The organism is Nostoc sp., from assembly GCF_036917635.1.
Lineage (GTDB): Bacteria > Cyanobacteriota > Cyanobacteriia > Cyanobacteriales > Nostocaceae > Nostoc.
Map to the genome: position 1 here is coordinate 1 of NZ_JBALCW010000021.1, position 15,640 is coordinate 15,640.

18 protein-coding genes are annotated in these 15,640 nt (G+C 40.1%); 12 read left to right on the plus strand and 6 right to left on the minus strand.

From position 1 onward, the window contains the following. Positions 1 to 33 precede the first annotated feature (33 nt). A complete protein-coding gene (locus V7K32_RS05970; RefSeq protein ID WP_334991212.1) occupies positions 34 to 342 on the minus strand; it encodes a tetratricopeptide repeat protein in 309 nt (102 codons plus the stop codon). Positions 343 to 796: 454 nt separating this feature from the next. Between V7K32_RS05970 and V7K32_RS05975 the strand changes: the two genes are divergently transcribed. Continuing rightward, the gene (locus V7K32_RS05975; RefSeq protein WP_442938698.1) at positions 797 to 943 is read left to right on the plus strand and encodes a DNA methyltransferase; all 147 of its coding nucleotides are present in this window, start codon (positions 797 to 799) and stop codon (positions 941 to 943) included. Between the two features lie 72 nt (positions 944 to 1,015). Here the strand turns inward: V7K32_RS05975 and V7K32_RS05980 are convergent, their stop codons facing one another. Beyond that, positions 1,016 to 1,228: a hypothetical protein gene (locus V7K32_RS05980; RefSeq protein ID WP_094349429.1), complete on the minus strand. Its 213-nt coding sequence runs from the start codon at positions 1,226 to 1,228 to the stop codon at positions 1,016 to 1,018. 739 nt (positions 1,229 to 1,967) lie between these two features. On the opposite strand from V7K32_RS05980, the gene V7K32_RS05985 reads away from it, so the two are divergent. Both V7K32_RS05985 and V7K32_RS05990 read left to right on the plus strand, forming a co-directional pair. After that, positions 1,968 to 3,023, plus strand: coding sequence for an SGNH/GDSL hydrolase family protein (locus tag V7K32_RS05985; protein WP_334991214.1), 1,056 nt, complete (start codon positions 1,968 to 1,970; stop codon positions 3,021 to 3,023). 44 nt (positions 3,024 to 3,067) lie between these two features. Further along, complete coding sequence (locus V7K32_RS05990; protein WP_334991474.1) at positions 3,068 to 3,430, plus strand: DUF4864 domain-containing protein; 363 nt, start codon at positions 3,068 to 3,070, stop codon at positions 3,428 to 3,430. 25 nt (positions 3,431 to 3,455) lie between these two features. On the opposite strand, the gene larE is transcribed toward V7K32_RS05990, so the two are convergent. Both larE and hrmK read right to left on the minus strand, forming a co-directional pair. Continuing rightward, the gene (gene larE / locus V7K32_RS05995; protein ID WP_334991216.1) at positions 3,456 to 4,286 is read right to left on the minus strand and encodes an ATP-dependent sacrificial sulfur transferase LarE; all 831 of its coding nucleotides are present in this window, start codon (positions 4,284 to 4,286) and stop codon (positions 3,456 to 3,458) included. 66 nt (positions 4,287 to 4,352) lie between these two features. Continuing rightward, the gene (gene hrmK, locus V7K32_RS06000; RefSeq protein ID WP_334991219.1) at positions 4,353 to 6,215 is read right to left on the minus strand and encodes a hybrid histidine kinase/response regulator HrmK; all 1,863 of its coding nucleotides are present in this window, start codon (positions 6,213 to 6,215) and stop codon (positions 4,353 to 4,355) included. Between the two features lie 204 nt (positions 6,216 to 6,419). On the opposite strand from hrmK, the gene V7K32_RS06005 reads away from it, so the two are divergent. Next, positions 6,420 to 7,286 (plus strand): branched-chain amino acid ABC transporter permease, encoded by an 867-nt coding sequence (locus tag V7K32_RS06005; protein WP_334991221.1) that lies wholly within the window; start codon positions 6,420 to 6,422, stop codon positions 7,284 to 7,286. Positions 7,287 to 7,307: 21 nt separating this feature from the next. Here the strand turns inward: V7K32_RS06005 and V7K32_RS06010 are convergent, their stop codons facing one another. Continuing rightward, positions 7,308 to 7,448 carry a photosystem I protein PsaX gene (locus tag V7K32_RS06010; RefSeq protein ID WP_334991223.1) on the minus strand — a complete coding sequence of 47 codons (141 nt, stop codon included), beginning with the start codon at positions 7,446 to 7,448 and terminating at the stop codon, positions 7,308 to 7,310. A 15-nt stretch (positions 7,449 to 7,463) separates the two neighbouring features. On the opposite strand from V7K32_RS06010, the gene V7K32_RS06015 reads away from it, so the two are divergent. Beyond that, positions 7,464 to 7,610: a hypothetical protein gene (locus tag V7K32_RS06015; RefSeq protein WP_334991225.1), complete on the plus strand. Its 147-nt coding sequence runs from the start codon at positions 7,464 to 7,466 to the stop codon at positions 7,608 to 7,610. Between the two features lie 74 nt (positions 7,611 to 7,684). On the opposite strand, the gene lipA is transcribed toward V7K32_RS06015, so the two are convergent. Continuing rightward, on the minus strand, positions 7,685 to 8,605 hold the full coding sequence (lipA, locus tag V7K32_RS06020) for a lipoyl synthase (RefSeq protein ID WP_334991227.1): 921 nt from the start codon (positions 8,603 to 8,605) through the stop codon (positions 7,685 to 7,687). A gap of 604 nt (positions 8,606 to 9,209) precedes the next feature. Between lipA and V7K32_RS06025 the strand changes: the two genes are divergently transcribed. The 7 genes from V7K32_RS06025 (at position 9,210) to V7K32_RS06055 (ending at position 15,523) form a co-directional block, all read left to right on the plus strand. Beyond that, positions 9,210 to 9,908, plus strand: coding sequence for a response regulator (locus V7K32_RS06025; protein ID WP_334991476.1), 699 nt, complete (start codon positions 9,210 to 9,212; stop codon positions 9,906 to 9,908). 392 nt (positions 9,909 to 10,300) lie between these two features. Next, the gene (locus V7K32_RS06030; RefSeq protein WP_334991229.1) at positions 10,301 to 10,429 is read left to right on the plus strand and encodes a hypothetical protein; all 129 of its coding nucleotides are present in this window, start codon (positions 10,301 to 10,303) and stop codon (positions 10,427 to 10,429) included. A 282-nt stretch (positions 10,430 to 10,711) separates the two neighbouring features. Continuing rightward, entirely contained in the window at positions 10,712 to 10,954 is a 243-nt protein-coding gene (locus V7K32_RS06035; protein WP_334991231.1) for an ATP-binding protein, read from the plus strand. 55 nt (positions 10,955 to 11,009) lie between these two features. Then, a complete protein-coding gene (locus V7K32_RS06040; protein WP_334991233.1) occupies positions 11,010 to 12,161 on the plus strand; it encodes an FIST signal transduction protein in 1,152 nt (383 codons plus the stop codon). Positions 12,162 to 12,167: 6 nt separating this feature from the next. Next, positions 12,168 to 13,211, plus strand: coding sequence for a sensor histidine kinase (locus tag V7K32_RS06045; protein WP_334991235.1), 1,044 nt, complete (start codon positions 12,168 to 12,170; stop codon positions 13,209 to 13,211). Between the two features lie 311 nt (positions 13,212 to 13,522). Beyond that, positions 13,523 to 14,065, plus strand: coding sequence for a methanogen output domain 1-containing protein (locus tag V7K32_RS06050; RefSeq protein ID WP_334991237.1), 543 nt, complete (start codon positions 13,523 to 13,525; stop codon positions 14,063 to 14,065). 84 nt (positions 14,066 to 14,149) lie between these two features. Then, on the plus strand, positions 14,150 to 15,523 hold the full coding sequence (locus V7K32_RS06055) for an ATP-binding protein (protein ID WP_334991239.1): 1,374 nt from the start codon (positions 14,150 to 14,152) through the stop codon (positions 15,521 to 15,523). Positions 15,524 to 15,640 lie beyond the last annotated feature (117 nt).

Genomic DNA, 15,640 nt, shown 5'->3' on the forward strand with positions numbered 1-15,640 from the left:
CCACGCTCTAAAGATATTTTGATGATGTATTAATTAAATCATCTTAAATCTGACTAATCCAAGTGTTTTTTTCTTAGTTGTGAGAAATCCGGGTTCAGCACGGTCAATGTATAACTGGGGGTTTTTAGAATCTAGCTTAATAGCTGTATTAAGAGCCTCTAAAGCTGCTTTATAATTTCCTGAAGCCTTATAGGTAGAACTTTGCTCAATATACTTTGATGGAGAAGTAAAAGATTTCAGAGTAGTAAAGGCAGACTGTATTATAACCACTCCTATAATTGCTCCACCTACATAAGGTATTAAGAAATATTTAGACTTGTGATTGTTTAAGTTATTTGTCATACAATCGCACCGATTTCTTAATTGAATAGAATTTTTTCTGGGAGTAAAAATTTTTTGTAGCATTGTGAGTATTATGCTAATGTACCAAATTTTTGATATTATGCTGATCTAAATACTGGCTACCCCTGACTCGACATTACATATTTACCGGATAATCTTTATGGTTTTGTGGGGTGGGCATCTTGCCCGCTACTATAGCTAAGGCGGGCGAGACGCCCACCCCACAAGAAATTATTGGATGTTTTTTTATTTGAAAGTCCCTGATTAAATCTCTAGTTTAAGTAATATTATCTCTCTCTTATGAGGAGCGATCGCTTTTGGAAGAAAAACTATTTTTCGATTTATCAGAGCCTTCAACTCGTGATTTAATGCTACTTGCCCAGACTGGAGGAGCCTTTAACTTTCTTGAAAATGAACCAGACATATACTCACTTGACGACGGAGAACCTATCTAATGTCTCTCCAAAAAGGTCATATAGTTTTATATCCATTTCCAGGTTCTAACACAAGCGGGTTTGTAGCACAGACTTTGCAACGCCGATGGATGTCTTTTGAAATTAATGAGGATTATGTAATGGGAAGTTGTTATCGCTTTACTTAATATGATTATTAAGTAAAGAGCCAGGAGTTATAATATAAAATATATAACTCCTAATTCCTAATTCCTAACTACTTAAATTTCTCCATTCACCTGCATTTGATGAACTTGATCCGCTAACTCTTGACGACCTCGATCGTCTAGTTTATCAATTGCTAACATCCCCATGAGAATAACTTCTTTCAGGGTCAAACGTGTCGAATGTGCCTGTTTTTGCACAATCTCTTTAATAATGGGACTCACACCAATCGCTGTACTAGCTCTAGCCACGGAATAAAAGGAAAACACTAATGATTAAGACTAAATCTTAGCACCTCCCATGAAGTTATTTTCTATAGTTAAAACTTAATTTAAATGTGTTTCAACTCATACTTCAATAAGTAAAGATTAATTTTAAATTAGGTATGTAGAGAATAACCTTCTAAGTGCAGGTCATTGTCCCACAAATGGACAATTTATATCAAAACCTCACTCAATTATGACATCAAAGGTAAGAGCCTACTTTTGGATGAAAATAAATTTAACTTTTATTATCCCAGAATAACAGGTATAGTGTCTAACAGTCCTATAAATAACTCTACAGTAGTTATCCCAAACCTTTTCGATGTTCTCGTAAAGTCTCATGCGATCGCCACAAGTAACTGAAATTTTTAAACCTGAAATCAAATGGTTATTTATTATATTAGCAACGGCAAAAACTAAAACCTCTCTCCTGAGATACTCAAAAATCACCTACTAATTGCCGAGTTCTTACACACTTGCAAGATTTGTGGTAACTGAGTTATAAATAGTCGGCTTGTGAAAATAGAGCTTTCAGTATAAATATCCTCAAAAATAAAATTTGTATACCACCGGGAAAGCCGTAATTTAAAGAGATCGTGAATTGTCAAATATAATCTTGTTAACAGGCTTTACAGAACTATACAGTTTAAATAAGAATAATAACTTAACCAAAGTAAAATTTTCCTGAATACAGGCAACTAATGCTGTCATAGGGAAAAGCAGTGAGTAGAGGAGAGACAAAGCGATGAGGGACCCTTATCTGTTGGCAGCAGGCTTGTTAACAGTATTAGCAATACCAGCATTGGCTCTTCCACATTTGCCGATTGTCCTGCCAGAAAATTCTAGATCCCTGTGGGATTTAAAACAGCGTTCTCCGGCAATAGTCAGTACAAAAATTATCAATAGCGTTGATATCTCCTTACCAGAACTCAGCGGCCAAGCGTTCCAACCCCTAAAAAGTTTGCAGCTAACAGCAGGTGAGAAAAACATTAAGAGCTTACCAGAAGTCAGTAGTCAAGGATTACCAGCCCCAACAGAGTCATCACTCAACACCAGCCCCCAAGCAACTGGTCTCTCATTGACATCTGGGAATCAACTTTACTACCAAAGATTGGCGGCTCTGAAAACAGGTCAGATTTATACACGCGTAGATAGTGATAATTTGCAATCATTGTGGGAGTCGATCAAGAAACGTCAATTAACTTATGATGACTGGAAAAGTTTATTAGCTTTAGAAGCAAGAGCGATCGCTCAAGGTCAAGGTGCAAATCATCTAAGTATCTTAGTTGGTGATTCTTTGAGCATGTGGTTTCCTAGAGAAAAACTGCCTACTGGGAAATTGTGGCTCAATCAAGGTATATCTGGAGATACTTCCAGTGGTGTTTTAAAAAGATTGGGGGCATTTTCGGCAACGCGGCCGGATATGATTTATGTCATGGCTGGGATTAACGACTTACGCAAAGGCGCTAGTGATGACACAATTTTGCGTAATTATCGCCGGATAATCCGTCGCTTACGGCAGACTCATCCACAAGCTCAAATCATTGTCGAATCAATTTTGCCTACTCGCCTAGCAAAACTTTCCAATAGCCGCATTCGTCACATCAACATACAACTAACCCAGATTGCCAAACAAGAAGGCGCTAATTATCTAAATATTTATAGTTGGTTTACCGATATGGAAGGCAATTTGCGCCCAGAGTTGACCACAGATGGGTTGCACCTGTCTCAAGAAGGTTATGATGTGTGGCGATCGGCACTACAGCAGATCGAATACAAGCTAACTCAACGGGGAAAGTGAGCGATGTCTACGACGGGCTATTCGGTGTCGCAATTTTTAGATTTATGAAAGTTACTGATAACGATGCCATCACCATCCGTTCTCTAATTGAACACCAATTGGCAGCCTTTCAAAAGGATGATGCCCAAGGCGCTTTTGACGGAGCTAGTCCAGCAATTCAGGGGCAATTTGTCACCCCAGAATATTTTATCCAGATGGTAAAGATAAGCTACCCAGCAGTATACCGTCCTCGTTCTGTCTTTTTTGAAAAGATAACAACCATCCAGGGAAACATAACTCAGCCAGTGCTACTACTAGCTCCTGATGGAGTTCCCTTGAGGGCTTTATATTTTATGCAAAAACAGCCAGATAATACCTGGAGAATTAACGGTTGCTTTCTAGTTTCCGTAGAAAGTAAAGAAGTATAAATTATATCTTCATACAACCAAAATCTTATAATTTAACGCTCAAGGCTTCCCGATTCAAAACCTGATTTAACTTACCGCTACGATAACCTTCTAAATCCAGGGTTACGTAAAGAAATCCAAAATCCTGAAATGCAGAAACTACTTTCTGTAAATCCGTAGTTAAGACAAACTCTTTAATTTGTTCTGGTGGTAATTCAATGCGTGCTGTATCCCCTTGCGATCGCACCCGCAAATTCTCCCAACCCAGGTTTCTTAAGAAAATTTCTGCTCTACCAACTCGTTGTAACTTAGCGACAGTAATCTCTTCACCGTAAGGAAACCGCGAACTAAGGCAAGGTTGAGCGGGTTTATCCCACCAAGGTAAACCGAGTTGTTGCGAAAGTTGGCGAACTTCAACTTTGGAGACACCAATTTCTGCTAAAGGCGATCGCGCCCCTCTTTCTTTCGCCGCCTGAATTCCTGGGCGATAATCATGCAAATCATCGGCATTTACCCCATCCACTACGTAGGGATAACCCAACTGTAAAGCTAAAGGTTTGAGAGTGTCGTGCAACTCACTTTTGCAAAAATAACACCGATTAACCGGGTTAGAGGTGTAATTGGGATTTTCCATCTCGTGAGTCTGGACGATTTTATGATGAATCCCAATAGTTGCGGCTTGAATTTTCGCATCTTCCAACTCTTCTGGTAACAGCGAAGGAGAAACAGCTGTTACAGCCAAAGCGCGATCGCCCAACGCATCATAAGCAATTTTGGCAACCAAAGTACTATCAACGCCCCCAGAGTAGGCAATCAACGCCTGCTCCATTTCTTGAAATAAGGCTTTTAATTGCTCAAATTTTTCTGTCAGCATCATTTCCCAATCCTGCCCAAACCCTATAGCACCCAACAAATTCCATTGTAGCCATTTCCCTCTGCTTCCCTACTCCCCTAATTCTCCTGTTGTTGGCGGTTTGCTGTATTTAGCTAGCAGACTGGCTAAAAGTGGTAAATCAATTGGTTTAGAAATATAGTCATCTACTCCAGCTGCTAGACAAATTTCGCGATCGCCTTTCATTGCCATTGCTGTTTGGGCAATTACCGGAATCGCCCGATATTGCCGATTTTCTCGCAGCTGCTGTACCAACTTAAGACCATTTCCATCTGCCAGATGAACATCCATCAAAATCACTACTGGGTCTAACTGTGTTAAAGCTTCCCACATCTCGGCAGCATTTTTAACCCAAGTTACCTGATATCCCAATTTACGTAGATAAATTTGCATCAAATTAGCGTTGGATAAATCATTTTCTACCAACAAAATATTTACAGAAGAACTAGGGGTGAAAGGCAAAGGAGATGAGGGGTATTTTGCTTCCCCTGCAACGCCAGCTTCCCCTGCAACGCCAGCTCCCTCATCTCCCCCCACTCCCGCCTCTTGCTTAAAGGGAAGTACAAGGGTAAAACGGGAACCGTAATTTACTTCAGATTCCACTTTCACAGAACCACCGTGAATTTGGGCGAGTTTTTGAGTCACTGCTAAACCCAAACCAGTACCTTCACCACCAGCGACAGCCTTGGCAATTTGGAAATATGGTTCAAACAGTTGAGCCTGGTCTTCTTGGGAAATGCCAGTGCCAGTATCCCAAACTGTAAAATGCACAAATAGACCTTTGGGAACAACCTCTAAGCCAACACTTCCTTGAGTCGTGAATTTTACGGCATTGAAGAGTAAATTCAATAGCATTTGCTTGAGTCGCAAGGGGTCAGCTACTAGGGTTGTGATATCGGGTTCAAGTTTTAGACGGATTTTTAAACCCTTATTAGCGGCTTTCTCTTTCACCAGTGCGAAAACATTGCTACATAGCATTGGCACATCAATTGTTTCCCATTGCACCTCTAGCTGATTTGCTTCAATTTTAGAGAGATCCAAAATATCATTAATCAGAGCTAACAAGTGCTTGCCACTAGACTGAATGATATGTAAATACTCTTGCTGGCGTTCTTTAGTTGGTTGGTATCCTGGTGCTAAAAGCAGATGGGTAAACCCAATAATAGAACTAAGCGGTGTACGAATTTCGTGGCTGGTGTTTGCCAAAAACTGATTTTTCAGCTGATTGGTGCGCTCCAATTCTTGATTAGAGTTACTGAACTGTTGATACCGTTGCTGCCAAGATAGAATGTGTCTAAGTTGTACTACGGCTGTAATACAATGCTTTGCACACCTTCCCATCAATTGTGATCTGAGTTGAGCAAGTGATTCTATAAGCGAATCACCAGCAGAGTTTAAAGACGCTGCGGCGATAATTAGCCAGCCCATGACGTTGCCAGAATCATCAGCTAACCGCCAAGCGCTCGGTGGTTGTTGATTTTCAAGCTGCTGCAAATCTTCAAGTTGTATAACCTCTTGCAATCTCAACAGCAGCTTTTTTTCTGCTGTCAGCAATTCTATAAATAAAGGTTGTGAGTTTGGAGATAAAAAACAAGAAACATAGCAAACTGTGGCAACAGTTTCTTGTGGTTCAAACAAAGCGATGCCTACGGCACAATCTGTAAGGGCCAAATTACTGCTGTTCACAGCACTGCTAATCTCGTTGACCACAGTTTGGAGAATTTCTGCTTCTGCGGCTCCTGCCTGTGGGACAGTGTTACAAGCAGAAAGCAGGCAATCATTAAGACGACCTTGCAACTGGTTCAAGCTGGTCTCCAGCCACAACTCGGCCCGAAGTTGCTCAATTGTTGTCAAAGGTTTTGGCCTTGCATCTATCTGTGAGTTCTGGTCTGGTAAGCTTGAGTACTGCTGCATGGTCAACTAGACAGATGAACTAGTTTAACTTCGCATAAGAATCCAAAAAGGATTCTATGTATATTAACTGACAATTCTTTTTTATTTATAAACCATAACTTATGTTGTTATAAACCATAACTTATGATGTTCAATTTAGCAGCTATTTTAAAAAAATTATTATACAAGCCACTGACGTAAATTTTTTAAAGCAACTTAAGGCTTATGGATACACAATTCGCCCAATTAATCGTTAATGGGATTGCGGTGGGGAGCATTATTGCTCTAGCGGCAGTTGGACTTACTCTTACCTACGGAATTTTACGGCTATCTAACTTTGCTCATGGTGATTTTCTCACTCTAGGAGCCTACCTGACCTGGCTGATAAACACTATTGGAGTCAATATTTGGCTGTCGATGATTCTGGGGGCGATAGGAACAGTAGCAGCAATGCTGTTATCGGAAAAGTTACTGTGGTCAAAGATGCGCTCTATCCGTGCTACTTCCACTACGCTGATTATTATTTCTATCGGACTTGCCTTATTTCTTCGCAACGGCATTATTTTTATCTGGGGTGGCAAGAACCAAAATTATAATTTACCTGTGACGCCAGCTTTAGACATCGCGGGTTTAAAGGTGCCGCAAAATCAATTACTAGTATTGGGTTTGGCGGTGTTAGCAATTTTGGCACTGCATTACCTACTGCAAAATACCAAAATTGGTAAAGCGATGCGAGCAGTTGCTGACGATCTGGACTTAGCCAGGGTTTCAGGTATCAATGTTGACCGAGTTATTTTATGGACTTGGGTAATTGCTGGCACTCTTACATCATTGGGCGGCAGTATGTATGGGTTGATTACAGCCGTGCGTCCGAATATGGGATGGTTTTTAATTTTACCTTTATTTGCCTCAGTAATTCTTGGTGGGATTGGCAATCCTTACGGTGCGATCGCAGCAGCTTTTATCATTGGCATAGTCCAAGAAATCAGTACCCCTTGGCTGGGTTCACAGTATAAACAGGGTGTAGCACTGTTAATCATGATTTTGGTGCTGCTCATTCGTCCCAAAGGTTTATTCAAAGGAACGATTTGAGCAGCACCACTCCACTTCTAACTATTGAATAATGTGGAAATAGTACGCTGCTACCAGGAAGTTGATAGCTAACAAGAACAATGCCCAGCCTGTGCGAAAGGCGTAGGGAGGTTTAGCTCCACTGTCGGCAACTGGGGAATTCTTCGTCGTTTTAGCAGTCATAATGCGATTCTCCTAATGTCAGGACTTTTTAAGAAATACCAAACTGGTGTACCAAATACTCAAATTCTTCAAGAATATTTGTGTGAAGTTAAGAATTGGGGAATGGGGATTGGGGAATGGGGACTGGGGACTGGGGACTGGGGACTGGGTATGGGGCATTAGTTATTTCTTCCCCTGCTCCCCCTGCCCCCCCTGCTCCCCCTGCCCCCCCTGCTCCCCCTGCTCCCTCATCCCCCTCACTCCCGACTCCCGACTCCCTCCTCTCCAGCATGATACGAACTGCGAACCAGAGGCCCAGAACGAACATGGTTGAATCCCATTTCCCATGCTAATCTGCCAAGTTGATCGAATTCCTCTGGAGTCCAATATTTTTGGACTGGCAGATGTTCAAGAGTTGGACGCATATACTGCCCGATAGTCAAGCGATCGCACCCCACAGCCCTTAGATCAGCCATTGCTTCAACGACTTCATCAAGTGTTTCTCCGTGTCCCAGCATTAAACCTGATTTGGTGGAAATTGTCGGATCGATTTCTTTAACCATAGCTAGTACCGAGAGGGAGCGATCGTACTTCGCTCCCCGGCGCACGGGCCCTGTTAACCGTTTCACTGTCTCGATATTGTGATTGAAACAAGCCGGTTTAGCTTTTACAATCATGGCTATTCGCTGGCGTTGACCTGATTCCCCAACCCCAACCCCACCCCAAAAATCAGGGGTCAGCACTTCAATTTGAGTCTCTGGGTTTAATTGGCGGATAGTCGCGATCGTCTCTACAAAATGCCCTGCGCCCTGATCGGGCAAGTCATCACGGGCTACAGAAGTCAGCACCACATAACGCAATCCCAAAAGCTGCACCGCCTGGGCTACTTTTTCGGGTTCCTCTAAATCAAGAGGCATTGGTGCATGACCTTTATCTACTTGACAAAAAGCACAAGAACGTGTACATACAGAACCCATTAGTAAAAAAGTTGCAGTTTTTTGGGCATAGCACTCTCCCCGGTTGGGACAGCGCCCTTCTTCGCAAATCGTGTGAATTTGGCGCTGCTTAATAATGCGTTGTACGGTAGAGATTTCACTGGCTTTGGCAATAGGACGACGTAACCAGCTAGGCATTGCCGTAATTTCAGACTTTAGTTCGGCTTGTTGTGACGAAATCATAGACATCCAAGCAAGATACGGTTATAGAGTAATGGTCTGCTAATTAACAAATGATAGATAACAATAGACGCGGGGATGCTCTTAGGGACTGACAAGAAATAAATTATTCCAATAAACGAACCACTCCAGACAAGGCAGCGCGGTCTTGGGGGTTTCCCCCATGAGCGACTGCCGCACAGAGAACGCAGAGAGAAGAAATAGAGAGAGTTTTTGCGTCAGTTTTGGAACATTTTTTTATTTGTCAGTCTCTTAATGAAGTCACCATGTCTCGGTATCACCGAAACACTGCTGAGTGGCTAGTAACTCGGCTTAGAGTAAAAAAGTAATAATCGCACTGGCTCAACGCCCCGCTATCGCTAACAGCACTCAGCACCCCTGAACATGTCCCTTATGCCCTAGAACAAAGCTAAAGCCTTAAATATAACCATGACACAAATTGAAATGAGCATAAGCAAACGTTTTGCAAAACACCTCTTGCAATGTCATTTATACCGAAATATACTATCCCCCAATTGCTAAAAATTTTGTATATAGTGGGGGAATTCTCAATGACAATCGGCAAAGCCGCTATTTACACTTAAAGTTTCTGTTAGAGCAAACAGTCGTGGCAAGCAACAAAATTTTAGTTATCGATGACACTACAGTTGTCAGGGTAAAAGTACGAGAAATGTTGCCTCCGGGCAATTTTGAGGTACTGGAAGCAAAAGACGGTTTAGAAGGACTAAATTTCATTCTTCAGGAAAAACTCAGCCTGATTATGCTGGATTTCCTGTTGCCTAAAATGAGTGGCTGGGAGGTTTTCCAGAAAGTTCAAGCCGATCCGGAATTAAGGAAAATTCCTTTGGTGATCATGTCTGGTCGCAAAGAAGAGGTGACTGAGAAAATCACAGAACCCTTTGAATACTTTGAATTTCTGGGTAAGCCTTTTGATCAGAAGCAACTAATTAACGCAATTAAGTTAGCTATGACCAAGGCGAAACAGCCACGCCCAGAACTAGTGTCAGTAGGAGCAGTTGCTGTCAAAAATGGCACGGTTGCAACTTCTAGTGTAGCCACTGCTACGGTAGCAGCCCCTAGCGTCGCAAATACTGCGATACCTACGGCGGCAAGCAACGCAACCCCTAGTGCTGCAAATACTGCGATGCCTACGGCGGCAAGCAACGCAACTCCTAGTGCCGGGGAAGTCTCCAACGCAGAAATTAACGCATTGAATGAGAAAATTGTCAAGATGCAAGCTGAAATCGATGGCTTGAAGAAACAGCTAACTCAGGTTGTGACCTTTATTAAACAAAAAGTCAAGTAGCATTTGTACTCATTATTATTATCGCAGCCAAAAATACCCCGTTTATAGTAACGGGTGTCCGATTAAAAGCGGGTAAAAATAGTTAGTTCAAAAATACTTATGTTGACAAATCATCGTTGAAAACAAAATTCAAAAGCAGGAAAAATAACTAGCTATTATCTGCACCTCTATAAATTTTGAATTTTGTTTTCCCCGAACGCGAATTTGATCGGAGTCGAAACATAGCATCTTCGCAAAAGAAGAAGTTGACAGTCTAGCAAAACAGCCCAATACCCACTAAACCTGCCGTAGTTTGCTCTTAATGCAAGGAGAACGGCAGGCTTTTTTCTTATTTGGTCTGCTGACAAAATCTGCCTCAAAACTTGACCCTAACCTTTTTCAAACTTTTGGGAGTGGAGTTTCCTGAACATCCAAGCCAGTCTGATATTCAGTTAGCAATGGCAGAATTAACATCAAATCTCAACGGAAGAATCATTGAGGGCTTAATTAATCTGCCAGAGATGCCTGATGTAACAGTCTGATATCTATAGCAATCCGATTTGATGTTTCAAAAGCTCTAAGTATGTTTAGCTAGGTAAAGCGTTGCATAACGAACTGAAGTATTATAGCGATCGCCCCCGTGGTCGCATACAGGAATTTAGTCTGAAAATGTTGCTGTTCTCAGAGTTTTTGGGAACTATAGGATTGTTAGGCTAAAAATTTGTCAGTCAGTCCGCAATAAAACAAAGGTAACTTAGCTGCGATCGCAGAGCCAATAGTGAATAACTAAGAAGGAGTTAATTGAAGCCAATCCCAATCAAATTTTGATTCAGACTAGCATCACTGAAAACAAGAAAGATATTTTAATTCGGATTAAAGATAATGGACTGGGAATGTCACCTGATGTTCAGCACAAAATCTTTGACCATTTATTCACCACCAAGCCTGTCGGTCAAGGCAGAGGATTAGGGTTATCAATTGCTCGTCAAATTGTTGTCGATAAACATGGAGGAACTCTGGAAGTAAATTCATCATCAGGACAAGGTTCAGAGTTAGTTCATCATTAAGCTTCCCGTTTGAAAATCATTGCAAAAAGAATTCTCCATCCATATAGATAAATTTATGTTTAAGGCAGTAGTTGGTCACAGTAACGATCCAGATTCTCTATCGGCAGTTGAAGAAGTTATTCAGCAATGTATCAGTTTTCTCGCAGGAGATATACCCAAAGCTGGTATTATTTTTGCTGCAATTGACTTTGAACATTCTCTGATTTTACAGCAAATTTATCAGGCTTTTCCGGGGATTGAGTTGATTGGTGGAACAACAGATGGAGAAATTTCTTCAGTCTTAGAATTTCAGCAAGATTCAATCACCTTAATGTTATTTTCCTCAGACGAAGTTGAAATTTATGCAGGAGTTGGACGTAAAGTTTCAGACGATCCAATTACTGCAACTAAACAAGCTATCGAGCAAGCCAAAGCAAAAAGTACCGCAGCCCCAAAGCTATGTTTAACTCACCCAGAGAGCCTCACAACTAGTGGTGTGTCTATATTGAATGGCTTAAAACTAGCTCTTGGGCAAGATGTGCCAATATTCGGTGGTTTGGCAGGCGATCAGTCAAGATATCAAAATACATATCAATTTTTTCAAACAGAAGTATTAAGCGATTCTGTACCAATTCTGCTTTTTTCCGGCGCAATATTGTTTTCTCACGCTGTTGCAAGTGGTTGGCATCCCATTGGTCAAAGAAGCAAAGTGACTAAAGTAGATAAAAATATTCTCTATGAAATAGATGGTAAGCCAGCTTTAGATTTTTATCATTATTATCTAGGTTTGCTTCCTCCTTCAATGGAATATCCGCTAGCAGTCTTTGATCAGAATGGAGAAAATTTTTATATAAGAGCACCTATTGGTTACAATCAGGAATCTGGTAGCATAACCTTTTTTGGAGATATTCCCGATCAAGCAGTTATTCAAATTTCAGAAGCAGCTTATGAAGATATTTTAGCAGCTTCTAAAGCATCATTCATGAATGCCTTAGATAATTATTCAGGTACAGAACCAAGTGCTGTTTTATTTTTTTCATGTGTAGCTCGTCGGCAAATACTTGGGACGAGAGCACAAGAAGAATACCAGAATACTAAACTTTGTCTGACTGGCTATTTACCTGCCTGTGGATTTTATTCTTACGGAGAGATTGCTCCTATAGAGCAATCTAGCCAGACGCAATTTCACAATGAAACTTTTGTAACTTTAATTTTGGGAAATCGGTAAAAGCTGATGGAAATTGTGGATTATCAACAAGAAATTAAGGAACTAAAAAAAGCCAATAGGATTATCCAAAAGCAATTGGATCGTTCTGAATCAGACCGGATCAAACTTGAAGATATAAATAAAAAAAAAGAATCTTTACTGAGGACAGTAATTGAGGAGTTAAAGGAATATCAAAATAACTTAGAAGAAAGAAGCCATGATCTAGAAATGATGCTTCTTAATCTTCAGATAATGCAGAATAAGATGTCTAGTTTGGGAAGTCTTGTTGCAGATGTAGCTCATGAAATTAACAACCCAGTTAGCTTTATAGCAGGTAATCTGACTCCGGCTCAAGAGTATATTGAGAATTTGTTACATCTAATAAACCTTTATCAGCAGACCTATCCCAAGGCATCTCAGGAAATTCAAAAAACAATCGAAGTGATTGACCTTGAATATATGCGCGAGGATTTGCCTAAACTAATTTCATCGATGAAAGAAGGTACAGATCGTATTTGTAGCATTAGCGATAGCTTGCGAATTTTCTCTAGAGCAGATACAGAACAAAAAGTTATTTTTAACCTTCATGAAGGTATTGAAAGCACTCTCATCATTCTCAAGCACCGTTTGAAAGCTAATAAGACTCATCCAAATATTCAAGTAGTTAAAAATTATGGAGAATTGCCTCTAGTCAAATGTTTTCCAGGACAACTAAATCAGGTATTTATGAATTTATTGGCAAATGCTATTGATGCTTTAGAAGAGTCTAACTCTGGACTGAGTTTTGATAAAATCAAGGCAAATCCCAATCAAATTACAATTCATACTGCTTTAATCGAAGATACAAATCACGCAATGATTCGGATTCAAGATAATGGCGTGGGTATATCATCTGATGTTCAGCAAAAAATGTTTGACCATTTATTCACAACTAAGCCTGTGGGAAAAGGGACAGGATTAGGATTATCAATCGCCTATCAAATAATTGTCCAAAAACATAAAGGAACTTTTAACGTAAATTCTGTGTTAGGGGAAGGTTCTGAGTTTATAATCACCATTCCAATTTATTAAATTAAAAAATATACTAATTATTCAAGTTAATATTAGGAAAATAAATGTTCAATCTGCTAGCAGTCTATAGTGAGCGAATAATTTTAAATTCATAATTTGTCATGAATTGCCCTAAGAAGAAAATAAGGGTTGCGGCTATTGTTTGCGTAAGTTCTGTTCATGCAAAAGAAAACTGCTGTATTTTGACCATTCCCATTTATTATAAACAAAAGCAAGCATCAAATTGTCTGAATAAAAAGATTAAGCAGTTATTTTAGATGTATTTTGGGGAACTCTAGAACTGTAGTTCCAAAATTGTGTCCTCAAAATTTATGAGCAATCGACTTGACCACTCAATGGCTACGCTTAGTCTTTCTTTAGAACGCGATATATTTTTACGTACATTAATCAGAGAATTATCTGGTACTTTGCAGGATGTAGTTGGCTTAGAAGAAGCTTCTGGATTTATTAGTGTAGTTGGTGAAAGGATGGCTAGGCAGCTAAACCAAGATTACAAATCTGCCCTAGAAGTCTCAAATCTTTCGCGTCAGCAGGTAGCTGATGTCTTGATTGATTTAAAAAGACGAATCCAAGGCGATTTTTATGTCATTGAGGAGGATGATGAAAAAATTATTTTTGGCAACCGCGTCTGCCCATTTGCCGAAAAAGTGGTTAATCGCCCTGCCATGTGTATGATGACTTCAAACGTTTTTGGAACGATCGCAGCTAATAATCTGGGATATGCGAAAGTAGAATTGCAAGAAACCATAGCACAGGGTGCTTCTGGATGTAGAGTTATTGTTTACTTAAAACTTACAGAAGAGGCAGAAGATGCAGAAGGTCGAGAATACTTTAGGGGACTAGAATCTGTGTAAACCCTTTATTAGCAAACCAACCCCAAGATACAAGCTTGAGTGCAGATATGTAAAGTATAGTCGAACCCTGAAATTAGAAGCCCCATGACTCCTGAACAATTTATTGAATTTGCTAGAGTTTTACCAGAACCTTTACTCTTAGTCACTAGTGATGGTCAGTTGTTGGCTACCAATCAACCAGTAGCAGATATGCTGGGGTTGCGCCGTCAGCAACTGCGGGGAAGAACGCTCTTTGAATTTGTAACTGAGTCTGCTAATGATGTTGTAAAGTACCTGCAAGCTTGTTCAAGTAGCAGGGCAATGGTTATTGGCTCCTTAACTTTACGACAGAATGATGGACAAACGTTAATATGTCGTAGTCAAGGAGCAGTTATTCAACCTTGGTCGCCTGAATCTTCAGCTTTAATTCTCTTACGCTTAGAAAATAGAACTTTAGCCACCGGTAACTTCATTATTTTAAACCAAAAAATTGATGAGTTAGCAAAAGAAGTTCAGAGACGGAAACAGGCGGAGGAAGAACTAAAGAAAGTGAATCAAGAGCTAGAAATTCGGGTTGAGGAACGTACAACTGCTTTGCAAGAAACACTAAACGAACTACAACTTACCCAAATTCAGCTTATCCAAGCGGAGAAAATGTCTAGTTTAGGACAAATGGTTGCTGGTATTGCCCATGAAATTAATAATCCCGTCAGTTTTATTCATGGAAACCTTCACCACGCCCATGAATACACTCAGGATTTACTAAAATTGGTGCAAGCTTATCAACATTTTTGTCCAAATACTCCTCCAGAAATCCAAGAGTATGTAGAAGAAATAGACTTAAATTTTCTCATTCAAGACATAACTCAACTCTTCCAGTCAATGAAAGTAGGAACACAGCGCATTCAGGAAATTGTTAAATCTCTACGTAACTTTTCCAGACTGGATGAAGCAGAACTTAAGCAAGTTAATATCCATGAAGGCATTGATAATACTTTAATGATTTTGGAGCATCGGCTGCAAGCTAGGCATGAGTACCCAGAAATCAAAGTCATCAAAAAATATAGTCAGCTACCCAATGTAACTTGCTACCCTGGTCAACTTAACCAAGTATTTATGAATATTATTGTTAATGCGATCGATGCGCTGGAGGCGTCGGCGGTCAATGGTCAGTGGTCAGAAAATCCACAAACTACGAATAATCCCCAAATTAAAATTAAAACTGAGATAATCGATGAAAGTTGGATAATGGTTAGTATTGCTGATAATGGTTTGGGGATAAATGAAGAAGTTCACTCAAAACTATTTGATCCATTTTTCACCACTAAAGCTGTGGGCAAAGGTACTGGACTAGGGCTATTTATAAGCTATCAAACTATAGTTGAAAAACATCAGGGACAAATTAGCTGTTTTTCTGTTCCAGGAAAAGGTGCAGAATTTGTAATTAGGATACCTGTAGCTCAATCTCATGAAATTTAATTACTATTTTAGTTTTAGTATTTTTGCGAAACATCAATATAATCATAAGCTATTAGTAATAGTTATATTTTCGTAGGTTGGGTTAAGCAAAGGGCAACCCAACCTAGAATTCTCCTT